The organism is Luteimonas sp. A478 (assembly GCF_054052025.1).
This window is the reverse complement of the sequence record NZ_JBSVRF010000002.1, coordinates 97,983-112,401: the sequence shown is the minus strand read 5'-3', so window position 1 is coordinate 112,401 and position 14,419 is coordinate 97,983. Positions and strand designations below refer to the sequence as shown.

Sequence of the window (14,419 nt, the reverse complement as noted above, 5' to 3'; positions counted from 1 at the left end):
GGGCGCGAGTTCGAACCATTTGCCTTGGCCGAACTTATTTTTGGCGCAACAGCTGCCGCCGCCTGGCGCTGTGGCAGCGCCGCGCAGTGATTCCGCGGGTCAGGAAATGGCGCGCCTGGAGGGGTGAGTCCGACGCGTCTGCGAACCACTGGTTCGCGCGTCGAGCGAACGCACGATCGCTGTGCGATCGGGCCGGGAATCCCGCCCCGACGAAATGTCCGCAGGAAATGGCGCGCCTGGAGGGATTCGAACCCCCGACCAATGGCTTCGGAAGCCACTACTCTATCCAGCTGAGCTACAGGCGCGCAGACGGCCATTTTCCACTATTCGGCCGGATGTTGCGAGCGTTCGCGTAGCGGGCTTGCATCCGCTGGCTGAATTGTCGCTCGGTGGACGGCCACCGGTACCATTGCCGTCGTTCCCTTCAGCCAGGCTCGTGATGGCGCAGAACGCATCGACTCCACCTGATCCAGTGCAGCGCCCGACGACGCTGTCGGCGATGCGCTATCCGATCTTCCGCAAGGTCTGGTTCGCCAGCGTCTCCTCGCACTTCGGCGGCGTGATCCAGTCGGTCGGCGCGTCGTGGCTGATGCTCTCGATCGCGCAGTCGGCCGACATGGTTGCGCTGGTGCAGGCCTCGGTCGCGCTGCCGGTGATGCTGTTCTCGCTGGTGGCCGGCGCGATGGCGGACAACTTCGACCGCCGCAAGATGATGCTGGCGGCGCAGGTGTTCATGCTGGTCGTGTCGGTCGCGCTGTCGGTTTGCGCGTGGTCGGGTGTCATCACGCCGTGGCTGCTGCTGCTCTTCACCTTCCTGATCGGCTGCGGCGCGGCGTTCAATTCGCCTGCGTGGCAGGCATCCGTCGGCGACATGGTGCCGCGCGGGGAGCTGCCGGGCGCGGTCGCCCTCAACAGCATGGGCTTCAACATCGCCCGCAGCGTCGGGCCGGCGGTTGGTGGTGCCATCGTCGCCGCGGCGGGCGCCGCGGCCGCGTTTGCGATCAATGCCGCCAGCTACGTCGCCCTGATCGTGGTGCTGGTGCGCTGGCGCCCGGACCGGAGTCCGCGCCTGCTGCCGCGGGAAGCGCTCGGGGGCGCGATGGCCGCGGGCGTGCGCTACGTGGCGATGTCGCCGGCCGTTCGCACCATCCTGGGACGCGCCGCCGTCTTCGGCGTCGGCGCGAGCGCGATCATGGCGCTCATGCCACTGGTGACCCAGGACCTGGTCGGCGGCGGTCCGTTGACCTATGGGTTGCTGCTCGGGGCATTCGGGGTGGGAGCCGTCTCTGGCGCGATGGGCAGCACGCGCCTGCGCGAGGTGCTGTCCACCGAAGGCCTGGTCCGCGGCGCCTGCGTCGCGTTCGCGGCCGCCGCGGCCATCGCCGCCCTGAGCGGCTTTCTGCTGCTGACGATGGCCGCGCTGCTGCTTGGTGGCGCCGCATGGGTGCTGGCGATGTCGACCTTCAACGTGACGGTGCAGCTGTCCACGCCGCGCTGGGTGGTGGCGCGCGCGCTGTCGCTGTACCAGATGGCCGCGTTCGGCGGCATGGCGCTGGGAAGCTGGCTGTGGGGTTTCGTCGCTGACAACGCCGACGTGCGCACGGCGCTGCTGGCGGCGGCGGCGGTCATGGTCGCCTGTGCACTGCTTGGCCTCCGGTTCCCGCTGGCGCGGCTGACCGAACTCAACCTCGATCCGCTGAGCCGCTGGAAGGAGCCTGCCACCGCGGTCCCGGTACAGCCGCGGACCGGGCCGGTGGTGGTCACGGTCGAGTACATCATCGGTGAAGAGGACGTGCTGGAGTTCCTCGGCGCGATGGCGGAGCGGCGCCGCATGCGCCGCCGAGACGGTGCGCGCAACTGGCGGGTGCTGCGCGATCTCGCCGATCCGCAGGTCTGGATCGAGCGCTACGAGACGCCGACCTGGCTGGACTACATCCGCCACAACAGCCGCCTCACCCACGACGATGCGACCATCCCGGCGCACCTGCGCGCGCTGCATCGCGGGCCCGATGGGCCCCGGGTCCGGCGGATGATCGAGCGCCACACCACCGCCCTGCACACCGAGCCCGCATCCGGGCCACAGGCGCTGACCGAGCCGACGAGCGACTCCAGCCGGATCTCGTAGGATGCGGGGCAATCGCGCTCCTTCTTGCTACGCTTTCGCGGTGACCTACGAACGATACGCCGCGCCCCCGCCTCCTTCTGCGCCCTCGCGGCTGGCGCTGTACTGGAAACTGATGCGTGCCGATCGGCCGATCGGCTGGTTGCTGCTGCTGTGGCCCACCTGGTGGGCGCTGTGGCTGGCGGCCGACGGATTTCCGCCGCCGTGGATCCTGTTCGTGTTCAGTGCCGGGGTATGGCTGACCCGCTCGGCCGGCTGCGTGATCAACGATTACGCCGACCGCTGGCTGGACCCGCATGTGAAGCGCACCCGCGACCGGCCGCTGGCGACCGGAGCGGTGTCGGGGCGCGAGGCGCTGGTGCTGTTCGCGGTATTGATGCTGGCCGCGTTCGCGTTGGTGCTCACCATGAACCGGCTCACCATCGTGATGAGCTTGATTGGCCTGGTGCTGGCTGCCACCTATCCCTATCTGAAGCGCCATACCCATCTGCCGCAGGTGTACCTGGGCTTGTCCTTCGGCTGGGCGATTCCGATGGCGTTCGCGGCGGTGCAGGGCGAGGTGCCGCCGGTGGCCTGGGTGCTGTACGTGGGCAATATCTTCTGGACCACCGCCTACGACACCTGGTACGCGATGGTGGATCGCGACGACGATATCCGCGTCAACAGCAAATCCACCGCGATCCTGTTCGGTGACCTCGACCTGGTCGCCCAGGGCGTGCTGTACACCCTGTTCTTCCTGGCCCTGGTGCTGGTCGGCCTGCAGGTGGGCCTGGGCACGCTGTACTGGGCCGGTCTGGCGGTGGCCCTGGCGCTGGTGGCGTGGGAATTCCTGCTGGCCCGCTACCGCGACCGCGAGGCCTGTTTCCGCGCGTTCCTGCACAACCACTGGGTGGGGATGGCGGTATTTGCCGGAATAGCGCTGGATTACGCGCTGGACTACACGCCGGGCTGAACCCGCCGCCGCTGGCTCGTGCTCAGAGGTTCAGCCGCGTGCGCGATCGCATCCGCACGCCGGTGGTGATCTGCAGCGCACCGTAGAACAGCGCGCCAATCCCCACCCAGGCCGAGATCGCCACCAGGCCGATATCCGGGCGGGCCAGGAACAGGATGCCCAGGGCAAGGGCCAGTGCGCCGCTCAGGGCCAGCAGCCATTCCCCACGGATCAGCTTGCGCACCTGGACCGCGAACACGATGCGGGCGATGCCGGCCAGGATCAGCCACAGCGCGATGACCCAGAGCATGGCGGTGGCCAGATGGACCGGCCACATGAGTGCGGCAACGCCAAAGCCGATCGATACCAGCGCGTAGGCGGCCAGCAGCCAGCGTGGCAGGGCCAGGTCGCGGCGGATGGCGCTGAACAGGCTTACCAGGCCGTCGGCCAGCGACAGCACGCCGAAGGCCATCACCAGCGCCATCACCGAGTACGTGGGCCACAGCAGCAGCGCCACGCCGAACACGATGGCCAGCAGCCCATATAGAAGGAAGATCCACCAACTGCGGCGCAGTCCCATCTGGAAACTCGATCCCATTGCCACACTCCATGCCGATGACAACCGTCCGGATACGCTGCCCGCGCCGCGCCGTCAAGGCGCGCGTGCGCAGATCCACGCGTCGACGCGGCGCACGCCGGCCTGGCGCAGGGCGTAGGCGGCGGCGTGCAGCGTGGCCCCCGTGGTCATGACATCGTCGATCAGCACCACGTGCGATGGCAGTCGACTGGCCGGATTGGCCTGGAATGCGCGATGCAGGTTGCGCGCCCGTTCTGCGGCATCCAGGCGCGTCTGCTGGGCGGTGGCGCGCACCCGCCGCAGCAGATCGGTGCGTATGGGGATCCCCAGCGCGCTGGCCAGCGGTCGGGCCAGTTCCAGGGCCTGGTCGTAGCCGCGCTGGCGCAGCCGGGCGCGATGCAGCGGCACCGGGACCAGCGCGCCGGGCCGCTGCAGGGCGGAACAATGCTCGGCCATCAGCTGGGACAGCAGCCGGCCTGCGGCCAGGTCATGATGGAATTTGAACCGTGGCAGCAGGCGGTCGATGGGCGCGGCATACAGGCACGGGGCGTGCACTTCGGTCAGCGGCGGCGGATTGGCCAGGCAGGCGCTGCATGGAGCGGCCTCGCTCGTCCCGACGGCGGGCAGTGGCAATGCGCAGCGCGGGCAGGCGGGCCCAAGCCACGGCAGGCTGGACTGGCAGGGAATACACAGGTCGATGGCCTCGGTGCCACCTTCTCCACAGGACAGGCAGCGGCCCGGCCACAGCAGGCGGGTGGCATCGTTGCTCAGCCAGAATCCGATCCGGCGACGCAGCTCGTCAACTTTTTCGCGGCCGGTTTGGTTGACAGTCGCTGGCATGCTTTCCAGACTGGCCGGCTTGTCCCATCCATTCCATCGGAAAACCGCCATGCCTGCAGTCAGTGAAACCCGCGATCTGCGCAACGACTGGTCGCGCGCCGAGATCGAAGCGCTGTTCGACCTGCCCTTCCCGGAGCTGCTGCACCACGCCGCCACCGTGCACCGGGCGCACTTCGACCCCGCCGAGGTCCAGGTCAGCACCCTGCTGTCGGTGAAGACCGGCGGCTGCCCGGAGGATTGCGCCTACTGCCCGCAGGCCCAGCGCTATCACACCGGCGTGGATGCGACCAAGCTGATGGCCACCGATGAGGTGCTGGAAAAAGCCCGCCAGGCCAAGGCCGCCGGTGCCAGCCGCTTCTGTATGGGTGCGGCCTGGCGCTCGCCCAAGGATCGCGACATCCCCAAGGTGGCGGAAATGATCCGCGAGGTGAAGGCGCTGGGCCTGGAGACCTGCGCCACGCTCGGCATGCTGTCGGGCCAACAGGCCGCCGCGCTCAAGGTCGCCGGGCTGGACTACTACAACCACAACATCGATACCGATCCGGAGTTCTACGACGAGATCGTGGGCACCCGAGATTTCCAGGACCGTCTGGATACTCTCGGCCACGTGCGCGACGCGGGCCTGAAGACCTGCTGCGGCGGCATCGTGGGCATGGGCGAATCGCGTGCCCAGCGCGCCGGCCTGCTGTTTGCGCTGGCCACCCTGCCGGCGCATCCGGATTCGGTGCCGATCAACCGCCTGGTGCAGGTGGCCGGCACCCCGCTGGCCGATAAAAACACCGCGGCCGAGCTGGACCCGTTCGAATTCGTGCGCACGATTGCGGTCGCCCGCATCCTCATGCCGCGCTCGATGGTGCGGCTGTCGGCAGGGCGGGAGGAAATGAGCGATGAGCTGCAGGCGCTGTGCTTCCTGGCCGGGGCCAACTCGATCTTCTACGGCGAGAAGCTGCTGACCACCGGCAACCCGGATACCGAGCGCGACCTGGCGCTGTTTGAACGTCTGGGCCTGCGTCCGATGCATGTGGAGGTCGATGCCGCCGACCATGACCACGGCGGCACCGTGCATGCGGATATCGTGGCCGGCGCCCGGACCTGCGCGGCGTGATGCCCTGGTACGCCTGGGCGTACCTGGTGATGCTGGCACTGATCGGGCTGGCCGGATTTCGCGCGCGCCTGCGCGCGGGAAAGCGACTGCCCGCGGCGCTGGGCTCGATGGCGGCGATGGCCGTGGTCATGCTGGGCGTGGTGCTGTTCTATCGCGGCGCCGGCGCGGGCCTGCTGTTCATGGGGGCGCTGCTGCTGTCGGTGCTGGTGCTGGCGCAGCACTCGGTGGCCCAGGCACAGCGCATGCGCGAGGCGCCGATTCCGGCCGGGGAGCGACTGGTCACTTCGCTGGGCGGCCTGGCCACGCTGCCGGCAATCGCCATGGGCGCGATCGCGGTGTGGGTGCGCCAGCTTGTCTGAGCGCGAAGACCTGCGGGCGCGCATTGCCGGGCAGCGGGCCGAGCGCGTCGCCCGTGACCGGCTGCGCGTGCGCCGCACCGTGCTCCGCCGCGACGGCGTGCGCTGCGAACTGGCCGCCGAGGGCGGTGCGAGCCGCTGGCTGGTGAACTTCTGCGGTAACGATTACCTGGGCCTGGCCCAGCAGTTCGCGGTGGCCAACGCATTGGCGGACGGTGCCATGCGCACCGGTGCCGGGGGCGGGGCTTCGCACCTGGTCTGCGGCCATTCGCAGGAGCACGAACTCCTGGAGCGCGAGCTGGCCGACTGGCTGCAGGCGCCGCGCGCGCTGCTGCTGGGCAATGGCTACATGGCCAACCTGGCGGTGTTGCAGACGCTGCTGGGCGATGGCGACGTGTGCGTGCAGGACCGGCTCAACCACGCCAGCCTGATCGACGCTGCGCTGCTGGCCGGCTGCCGCCTGCGCCGCTATCCACATGGCGACGCCGGCGGGGCGCTGCGCCAGCTGCGGGCCACGCCCGGCGGAGCGGCCATGCTGGCCACCGATGGGGTGTTCAGCATGGATGGCGACGTGGCGCCGCTGCGCGAGCTGGCGGTGGCGGCCCATTCGCAGCAGGCGCTGCTGTACGTGGATGACGCCCACGGCGTGGGCGTGCTGGGTCCGGAAGGGCGCGGCAGCGTTGCCGCCGCGCGCCTGGGAGTGGAGCAGGTGCCGCTGCAGCTGGTTACCCTGGGCAAGGCGCTTGGCGGCTACGGTGCGGCGGTGGTGGGCGAGGCGGACCTGATCGAACACCTGGCCGGCACCGCGCGTCCCTACATCTACACCACCGCCCTGCCACCGGCGCTGGCCACGGCGTCGCTGGCGGCGGTGAAGCTGGCCCGGCACGAGCACTGGCGCCGCGGCAAGCTTGCGGCCCTGGTGCACCGGCTGCGGCGCGGCCTCGGCGGCCACGGCTTCGAACTGATGCCTTCCGACACCGCCATCCAGCCGTTGCTGTGCGGCGAGGATGCCCACGCGCTGGCGCTCTCCCGGGCGCTGGAGCAGCAGGGCTACTGGGTGGCGGCGATCCGCCCACCCACGGTGCCCGAAGGCCGCGCGCGGCTGCGGATCACCCTGTCCGCGGCGCACGAGGAAGCCCACGTGGACGGTCTGGTGGACGCGCTGGTGCGGGCGCGCGACGGGCTTGAGGCGGGCATGCGGCAATGAATCCCCCGGCATTGGGCGTGGGGTCTTCGCCGGCACGCATCGCGCTGGTCGCCCTTGGCGTTGCCTTGCTGGCTTCGCTGTTTTTCACCATGACCTATGTGCTCAACCGCGCCAGCGCGCTGGAGGGCGGTCACTGGGCGTGGATGGCCTCCCTTCGATATCTCATCACCCTGCCGCTGATGCTGCCGCTGGTGTGGTTCCAGGGCGGCGCGCGGCCGGTGCTGCGGGCGATCGCCGCGCATCCGTGGGCGTGGATCCGCTGCGGGGCCATCGGCTTCGTGCTGTTTTACTGCATGCTCAGCCTGGCGGCGGCCAGCGGACCGGCCTGGCTGGTGGCCGGCAGCTTCCTGGTCACCGTGGTCACCGGCATGCTGTGCGCGCCGTTCCTGTACAAGGACGAGCGCCGCCGGATCCCGCCGGCAGGGTTGGCCGTGGCGGTGGTGATCCTGGCCGGGGTGTTGCTGATGCAGGTCGGATACGCCAGCTGGCCGCTGGATGGCTCCGCGTGGCTGGCGCTGGGCTGCGTGCTGGTGGCCGCGTTCGCGTTTCCGCTGGGCAACCGCCTGCTGCTGCTGCACCTGGAACGCAGCGGGGAAAACTTAAACGCCACCCAGCGCGTGTTCGGCATGACCCTGGCCAGCCAGCCGCTGTGGATTGCAGTGGCGCTGTACGCCGGAGTGCAGTCGGGCGTTCCGGCGGCCTCGCACGTGTGGCTGGCCGCCGGGGTGGCATTGTTTGCCGGGGTGATCGCCACCATCCTGTTTTTCCAGGCCACCGGCATGGTCCGCAACCAGCCGCTGGCGCTGGGCGGGGTGGAGGCCATGCAGGGCTCGGAAGTGGTGTTCGCGGTCCTGCTGGGCGCGCTGCTGCTCGGTGAAGCCTGGCCCGGCCGGCTGTCGATGTACGGCGCGCTGGTGGTGATTGCCGGGATCATCACCTTCGCCTGGACGGTGGCGCGGCCCGCGGCTGGCAGCGCGAAGACGGTCCAGGTCCTGCGTACCGACAAGGGAGCATGATCAGGCAATGAGCACATTGCACGTGGAGACGACCGGCAGCGGGCCGGATGTGGTGCTGCTGCACGGCTGGGCGATGCACGGCGGCGTATTCGCGCCGCTGGTCGAGCGCCTGGCAGCGGATTACACCCTGCACATCGTGGATCTGCCCGGGCACGGCCACAGCGCCGGGGCCGGGCTGCCGCTGGCGCCGGGGCCGGTGGTGGACGCGTTGGTGGCCCAACTGCCGCGCGCTTTGTGGCTGGGCTGGTCGCTCGGTGGTCTGTTCGCGCTGCAGGCGGCATTGACACGCACGCCGGCGGTGCGCGGAGTGGCGCTGCTCTGCTCAAGCCCGCGCTTCGTCCGCGATGGTGCCGGCGAAGGCAGCTGGCGCTACGGCATGTCGCCGGAAATCTTCCAGGACTTCGCCGCCGGCCTGCGCCAGGACTGGCGCGGCACGCTGGAGCGGTTCATTGCGCTGGAGGCGTTCGGCTCCGATCACGCCAAGGAAGAGTTGCGCACGCTGCGCGACGGACTGTTCGCCCGCGGCGAGCCGGCGGCCGGAGTGCTGGCCGATGGCCTGCGCCTGCTGCAGGAAGCCGACCTGCGCCCGGCATTGCCGGGTCTGCCCGTGCCCAGCCTGTGGCTGGCCGGCCGTCGCGACCGCGTGGTCGATCCACGCGCCATGCGTGAAGCTGCGGCGCTGGCTCCGCGGGCGCAGTTCGAACAGGTGGAGCATGCCGGCCACGCCCCCTTTCTCACCCATGCCGACGTGGTCGCCGATGCGCTGCGCCGGTTCGAAGCCTCACTGGATCCGTAGATGTTTGATTCCCGCCATATCCGCCACGCTTTCGGCCGCGCCGCCGATGGCTATTCCGCCGCCGCCGGGCTGCAGCGCGAAGTCGAGGACTGGCTGCTCGAATCGCTGATGTACCTGGACGACACCCTGCCGGACACAGTGCTGGACCTGGGTGCCGGGCCGGGCAACGCGTCGGTCGCCATGCGCAAGCGCTGGCCAAAAGCGCGCGTCATGGCGATGGACCTGGCGTTGCCGATGCTGCAGCAGATCGATCGCCGCGCCGGTGGCGGTCTGGCCGCGGGCCTGGGCCTGCGCCGGGGCATCGATCGGGTCTGTGCCGACGCAGCAGCCCTGCCGCTGGCCGATGGCAGCGTGGACGTGCTGTTCTCCAACCTTTGCCTGCAGTGGGTGGAAGACCTGCCGGCGGCGCTGGCGGGCTTTCGCCGGGTGCTGCGGCCGGGCGGGTTGCTGCTGCTGTCCACCTTCGGCCACGACACCCTGCACGAGCTGCGTGGGGCGTTCGCGGCCGCCGACGAAGCGCCACACGTGAGCCCGTTCGTGACCATCAGCGATTTCGGCGATGCGCTGATGCAATCGGGCTTCCGTAACCCGGTGATCGACCGCGAAATGATGGTGCGCGGCTATGACGACCTGCCCACGCTGATGCGCGAGCTGCGTGCGATGGGGGCGACCAATGCGTTGGCCAGCCGTCGCCGCACCCTGACCGGGCGGGCCCGCTTCTCGCGCGCCGCCGAGGCCTACGAACCGCTGCGTGGCAACGGCAGGTTGCCGGCAAGCTGGGAGGTGATCACCGGCATGGCCTGGGCACCGGAACCGGGCGCGCCGATCCGTCTGGGCGGTGAAGAGGTGATCAGCTTTCCCGCCGACCGCATTCCGGTCCGCCGGCGCAAATAGCCCGTGGCCGGAGGCCGCACCGGAGCGATTCAGGCGCCGCTGCCTACACTCGGCGCCGTCATTTCCCAACTGTTTCCGCCATGCGCGCACTGCTGCTTGCCCTGTCACTGAGCTGCCTGTCGCTGTCCGCCAACGCGCAGCAGCACACCTATGAGATCGACCTGTCCGGGATCAATCCGGCAATGGTTCTGGCCGGTGCCGAAGACGTGATGCTCCGGGCCACGGACCGTGACATGGATGGCCTGTACCAGGCGGTGCTGCATGCCGCCGCCACGGATGAGGAGGCGCGGCTGCTCTGCGCCCTGTTCGATCCGGCCGCCGATCGCAGCCTGGTGGGGCTGCAGCGCGTGGCCAATGGTCTGGGCACGGAAAGCAGGGCGCGCTTTACCGACGCCGCGGTGGCGATTGCCGTGGCGGGCATGCAGAACCCGCTGCAGCCCTACGACCAGGACCATGCCAGCCAGGTGCTCCGGCGCGCGGGCGCGACGGCCATGCTGGTGCACGACGGGTTCACCGCGGGCATGGTTGCCACCGGTGATGACCAACGCAGCCGCGAGGCCCGCTGCCGCTCGTTCCGCCAGTTGGTGGGCGTGCTGCAGGATTTCGAACTGGCCGAACGCGCCGCCGCCACCCGCTATCTGCTGCTGGAAGGAATGACCCGCTACGGCCGCGAGCTGTAGCCGCTCAGCGGTCGCTGGTCAGCTCGATCCAGCGGTCGCGGTGGAAGAAATACACCTCACGCAGCAGGAACTGCCAGCGCGACTCCAGGCTGCGGAAGCGGGTCGTGGGGGTGGCTGATCCCAGTGCCTCGATGCCCTGCCCACGGGCCAGCCGCAGCGCCCGGGCCATGTGCAGCGGATCGCTGACCACGATGGCCCTGCGCATGCCGCGCTCGCGCATCAGCATCGCGGCCTGTTCCAGATTCTGCCGGGTGGTACGCGAGACGGTTTCGATGAGGATCCGTTCCTCCGGCACGCCACGCTCGATCGCGTAGCGCCGCGCCACTTCCGATTCGGCAAAGCGAGCGCCCTCGCCGCCGAAGCCGCCAGTGAAGATGATCCACTCGGCCAGCCCCTGTTCGTGCAGGTTGATGCCGTGGGCGATGCGCTGCTCGAACACCGGCGACGGGCGGGCGTCGTAGGCCGCGGCGCCCAGCACGATGATCGCTTCCGCCGGCGCGGCCTGGTCGCGCGCACCGGTCCAGGCGATGTACGCCGCCACCCCGCCCAGCCACAGCAGGGCCAGCACGCCCAGTTTGAACAGGCCGCCCAGCAGCCGCCGGAAAATTCCTGGCCGGCGCCGGGCGCTCACCCCTGCTCCTCGGCCATCCGCAATATTTCCGGCGCCACCACGCTGCAGGTTACGCCGCGGGTGCTGGGGGCGGGGACGTTCTGGAGGCCGGCGGCAGGGAGCGAAGATGCCATCGGCCAAAGCGTAGCCGAAGCCGGGTCCGTTCAGCTATCACAACGCCGCTTCAGCTGAATTAAGCCATGATTCAATGGCCTGGGCCCATGCTGGACACCAGTCACAGAGGGGCGATCCAATGAAAATCCGCTATATCGTCGCCGTTGGGCTTGCCGCGCTGCTGCTAGGCGGCTGCGCCACCTACGGCTACCGCGGTGGCAGCGGTGACTACTATTACGACCGCTCTTCCACCGGTTACTACGGCGCGCCTTATGGCAGCGTGGGCTACGGGAGTGTTTACGGCGCCTACGGCAGCGTGGGTTATGGCTACCCCGGCTACGCCCGTTACGGTGATCGTTACGGTTACGGGTCGCGCTATTACGGCTATCCGTCCTACGGTTACTACCCCGGGGCCTACTACGGTCGCCCAATCGTTGTGCGCCCGCGTCCTGATCACAACCGACCGCCCCGCGAGAGTCGTCCCAATTCTCCTTGGCGAAATCTGCAGGGCGTCACCCGGGTTGAACATCGTGAGCGCGCCCAGCGCATCGGTCGCGGCAACACCGCGGGTCCGCGTCCGCAGAGCCAGCGACGCGAGCGCATCCAGCAGTCGAATCCGTCCACCAGGCCGTCCACCGGCCAATCGAGCCGCAGTTCTCCGTGGCGGGCGGGTCCTTCCCAGCAGCGGAGCTCGCAGCCGAACCGCAGTCGTCCCACGCCTGCCGCTACGCGTCAGTCTGTGACCCCGGCACGTCAGAATGCGTCCCCGCGGCCTGCACGCCGTCCGGCACCGGCTTCGCGATCGCGGGACGGTGACCGTCATCGCACTATTGAGCCCTAGTGCCCCTTGCACTGCCCAGATTGTGGGCGCAAGCTAGGGCCATGTGACAGCCAGCGTCGCATTGCGACGCGCGCAAGCCGTCTATGCCGACCCCCGGCGGGAGACTTCCGGATCCCCCCTGTTCCGCTCCCGCCGGGTGTCGGCAACCCGATCAAGAGGCCAGCAAGGCCGATCCGCAAAAAAAACGGGGCCGGATGTCCCCCGACATCCGGCCCCTTCGCTTCCCCGGGTTGCGCGTGGCCAGCCCCTGTTCCAGTCCAGCCGCGCCCTCTGGGCGCTTGCCTTCCCGGGTGCAGTGGATACGTACGCAGAATGCGTGCCAATCCCGCTGGAATTCATGAATGGGGGCGAGGGGCGATAATGGCCCGGCGCCGGCCTTTGGCCGCGCTTCGACACAGACAGGCAGACAGATGGGTACGGACTTTTTCAGCCATGACGTGATCGTGGTCGGCGGTGGCCATGCGGGCACCGAGGCCGCGCTGGCGGCCGCGCGTGCGGGTGCGCGCACCCTGCTGCTGACCCACAGCATCGAAACGATCGGCGCGATGAGCTGCAATCCCGCCATCGGCGGTATCGGCAAGGGGCATCTGGTCAAGGAGATCGATGCGCTGGGTGGGGTGATGGCCAAGGCCGCCGACGCAGCTGGTATCCAGTGGCGGCGGTTGAACGCATCGAAAGGCCCAGCCGTGCGCGCCACCCGCTGCCAGGCGGACCGGTCGCTGTACCGGGCTTTCATCCGCCAGGTCGTGGAGAGCCAGCCCGGGCTGACGGTGTTCCAGTCGGCCGTGGACGATCTGGTCATCGAGGGCGATGCCGTACGCGGGATCATCACCCAGGGCGGGCAGCGCTTCAGCGCGCCCACCGTGGTGCTGACCGTGGGGACCTTCCTGGCCGGCCGCGTGCACGTGGGGGAAGCGCAGTACTCCGCGGGGCGGGCCGGCGATCCGCCCGCCACCACCCTGGCCCAGCGCCTGCGCGAGCGGCCCTTCGCGGTTGGCCGGCTCAAGACCGGCACGCCGCCGCGGCTGGATGGGCGCAGCCTTGATTACTCCCGCATGACCGCGCAGCCCGGGGATGTTCCACGCCCGGTGTTTTCGTTCATGGGCAGCCGCGCTGATCATCCGAGTCAGGTGGAGTGCTGGATCACCCAGACCACCGAACGCACCCACGAGATCATCCGCGGCGCGTTGCATCGTTCGCCGATGTATACGGGACAGATCGAAGGCATTGGCCCGCGCTACTGCCCATCGATCGAAGACAAAGTGGTGCGCTTCGCGGAAAAGGACAGCCATCAGGTGTTCGTCGAGCCGGAAGGCCTGGACGTGGCCGAGATCTATCCCAACGGCATCTCCACCTCGCTGCCGTTCGACGTGCAGCTGGACCTGGTGCGCAGCGTGGTGGGATTCGAGAACGCACACATCACCCGCCCCGGCTATGCGATCGAGTACGACTATTTCGATCCGCGCGGGCTGAAGGCTTCGCTGGAAACCAAGGCCGTGGCCGGGCTGTTCTTCGCCGGCCAGATCAATGGCACCACCGGTTATGAAGAAGCCGCCGCCCAGGGCCTGTTGGCCGGAGTGAACGCCGTGCGCCTGCTGCGCGATGAAGCGGCGTGGTCGCCGCGTCGTGACCAGGCCTATATCGGCGTGCTGGTCGATGATCTGATCACCCACGGCACCACCGAGCCCTACCGTATGTTCACCAGCCGCGCCGAATACCGCCTGCAGCTGCGTGAGGACAATGCGGACCTGCGCCTGACCGCCATCGGTCGGGAACTGGGTCTGGTGGACGACGCGCGCTGGGCGCGCTTTGACGTCAAGCGCGAGGCGATCGAGCGCGAGACCGCACGGCTGGGTGGGCTGTGGGCTTCGCCCAACAACGCCGCCGGCCGCGAGGCTTCGCACACGCTGGGCATTGAGCTGACTCGCGAGAACAGCGCACTGGACCTGCTGCGCCGCCCGGAGCTGGACTACGCGAAGCTGGTGTCGCTGCCGGCGTTCACCCCGGAGGTACCGGTGGTTGCGGATGTGGCGGAACAGGTCGAGATCGAAACCAAGTACGCCGGCTACCTGCAGCGCCAGCGCGACGAGATCGCCCGCCAACAGCGCCACGAAGTCACGCCCATTCCCAACAGCTTCGAATACGGCCAGGTGCGCGGGCTTTCGGCTGAAGTGCAGCAGAAGCTCGAGCGGGTGCGCCCGGAGACCATTGGCCAGGCGCGCCGCATTTCAGGCGTCACCCCAGCGGCCGTCTCCCTGCTCCTCGTCCATCTGGAGCGCACCCGCCGCGCCACCGCCGCCTGATCCACCCAAATGTAGGAGCGCGCATGG

General features: G+C 69.2%; 14 protein-coding genes and 1 tRNA gene. 11 read left to right on the top strand and 4 right to left on the bottom strand.

The annotated features are described in order from the left end of the window. Positions 1–228 precede the first annotated feature (228 nt). Positions 229–305 (bottom strand) — tRNA-Arg (locus ACW7G3_RS04195). Between the two features lie 134 nt (positions 306–439). On the opposite strand from ACW7G3_RS04195, the gene ACW7G3_RS04190 reads away from it, so the two are divergent. Beyond that, complete coding sequence (locus ACW7G3_RS04190) at positions 440–2,125, top strand: MFS transporter (protein ID WP_456981272.1); 1,686 nt, start codon at positions 440–442, stop codon at positions 2,123–2,125. Positions 2,126–2,165: 40 nt separating this feature from the next. After that, positions 2,166–3,074 (top strand): 4-hydroxybenzoate octaprenyltransferase, encoded by a 909-nt coding sequence (gene ubiA / locus ACW7G3_RS04185; RefSeq protein WP_456981270.1) that lies wholly within the window; start codon positions 2,166–2,168, stop codon positions 3,072–3,074. A gap of 22 nt (positions 3,075–3,096) precedes the next feature. Here ubiA and ACW7G3_RS04180 read toward each other — a convergent pair whose 3' ends face one another. Together ACW7G3_RS04180 and ACW7G3_RS04175 are read right to left on the bottom strand one after the other, a co-directional pair. After that, entirely contained in the window at positions 3,097–3,651 is a 555-nt protein-coding gene (locus tag ACW7G3_RS04180; RefSeq protein ID WP_456981269.1) for an HdeD family acid-resistance protein, read from the bottom strand. 54 nt (positions 3,652–3,705) lie between these two features. Continuing rightward, on the bottom strand, positions 3,706–4,470 hold the full coding sequence (locus tag ACW7G3_RS04175; RefSeq protein ID WP_456981267.1) for a ComF family protein: 765 nt from the start codon (positions 4,468–4,470) through the stop codon (positions 3,706–3,708). 49 nt (positions 4,471–4,519) lie between these two features. On the opposite strand from ACW7G3_RS04175, the gene bioB reads away from it, so the two are divergent. The 7 genes from bioB to ACW7G3_RS04140 all read left to right on the top strand — a co-directional run bounded on the left by bioB (position 4,520) and on the right by ACW7G3_RS04140 (position 10,524). Further along, positions 4,520–5,575 carry a biotin synthase BioB gene (gene bioB / locus ACW7G3_RS04170; protein ID WP_456975711.1) on the top strand — a complete coding sequence of 352 codons (1,056 nt, stop codon included), beginning with the start codon at positions 4,520–4,522 and terminating at the stop codon, positions 5,573–5,575. Beyond that, the gene (locus tag ACW7G3_RS04165) at positions 5,572–5,934 is read left to right on the top strand and encodes a hypothetical protein (protein WP_456981266.1); all 363 of its coding nucleotides are present in this window, start codon (positions 5,572–5,574) and stop codon (positions 5,932–5,934) included. The genes bioB and ACW7G3_RS04165 overlap by 4 nt, the downstream gene beginning before the upstream one ends. Further along, a complete protein-coding gene (gene bioF / locus ACW7G3_RS04160; protein ID WP_456981264.1) occupies positions 5,927–7,138 on the top strand; it encodes an 8-amino-7-oxononanoate synthase in 1,212 nt (403 codons plus the stop codon). The genes ACW7G3_RS04165 and bioF overlap by 8 nt, the downstream gene beginning before the upstream one ends. Continuing rightward, entirely contained in the window at positions 7,135–8,154 is a 1,020-nt protein-coding gene (locus tag ACW7G3_RS04155) for a multidrug resistance efflux transporter family protein (protein ID WP_456981262.1), read from the top strand. The genes bioF and ACW7G3_RS04155 overlap by 4 nt, the downstream gene beginning before the upstream one ends. Before the next feature lie 16 nt (positions 8,155–8,170). Continuing rightward, positions 8,171–8,950, top strand: a complete 780-nt coding sequence (gene bioH, locus ACW7G3_RS04150; protein ID WP_456981825.1) for a pimeloyl-ACP methyl ester esterase BioH — start codon at positions 8,171–8,173, stop codon at positions 8,948–8,950. Then, the gene (gene bioC / locus ACW7G3_RS04145; protein WP_456981260.1) at positions 8,951–9,844 is read left to right on the top strand and encodes a malonyl-ACP O-methyltransferase BioC; all 894 of its coding nucleotides are present in this window, start codon (positions 8,951–8,953) and stop codon (positions 9,842–9,844) included. 80 nt (positions 9,845–9,924) lie between these two features. Next, the gene (locus tag ACW7G3_RS04140) at positions 9,925–10,524 is read left to right on the top strand and encodes a hypothetical protein (RefSeq protein WP_456981258.1); all 600 of its coding nucleotides are present in this window, start codon (positions 9,925–9,927) and stop codon (positions 10,522–10,524) included. A 4-nt stretch (positions 10,525–10,528) separates the two neighbouring features. Here the strand turns inward: ACW7G3_RS04140 and ACW7G3_RS04135 are convergent, their stop codons facing one another. Continuing rightward, complete coding sequence (locus tag ACW7G3_RS04135) at positions 10,529–11,179, bottom strand: YdcF family protein (RefSeq protein ID WP_456975896.1); 651 nt, start codon at positions 11,177–11,179, stop codon at positions 10,529–10,531. A 208-nt stretch (positions 11,180–11,387) separates the two neighbouring features. Here ACW7G3_RS04135 and ACW7G3_RS04130 point away from each other — a divergent pair, with 208 nt between their 5' ends. After that, a complete protein-coding gene (locus ACW7G3_RS04130; protein WP_456975723.1) occupies positions 11,388–12,089 on the top strand; it encodes a hypothetical protein in 702 nt (233 codons plus the stop codon). 410 nt (positions 12,090–12,499) lie between these two features. Further along, positions 12,500–14,392, top strand: coding sequence for a tRNA uridine-5-carboxymethylaminomethyl(34) synthesis enzyme MnmG (mnmG, locus tag ACW7G3_RS04125; protein WP_456981256.1), 1,893 nt, complete (start codon positions 12,500–12,502; stop codon positions 14,390–14,392). The last annotated feature ends 27 nt before the right edge of the window (positions 14,393–14,419 follow it).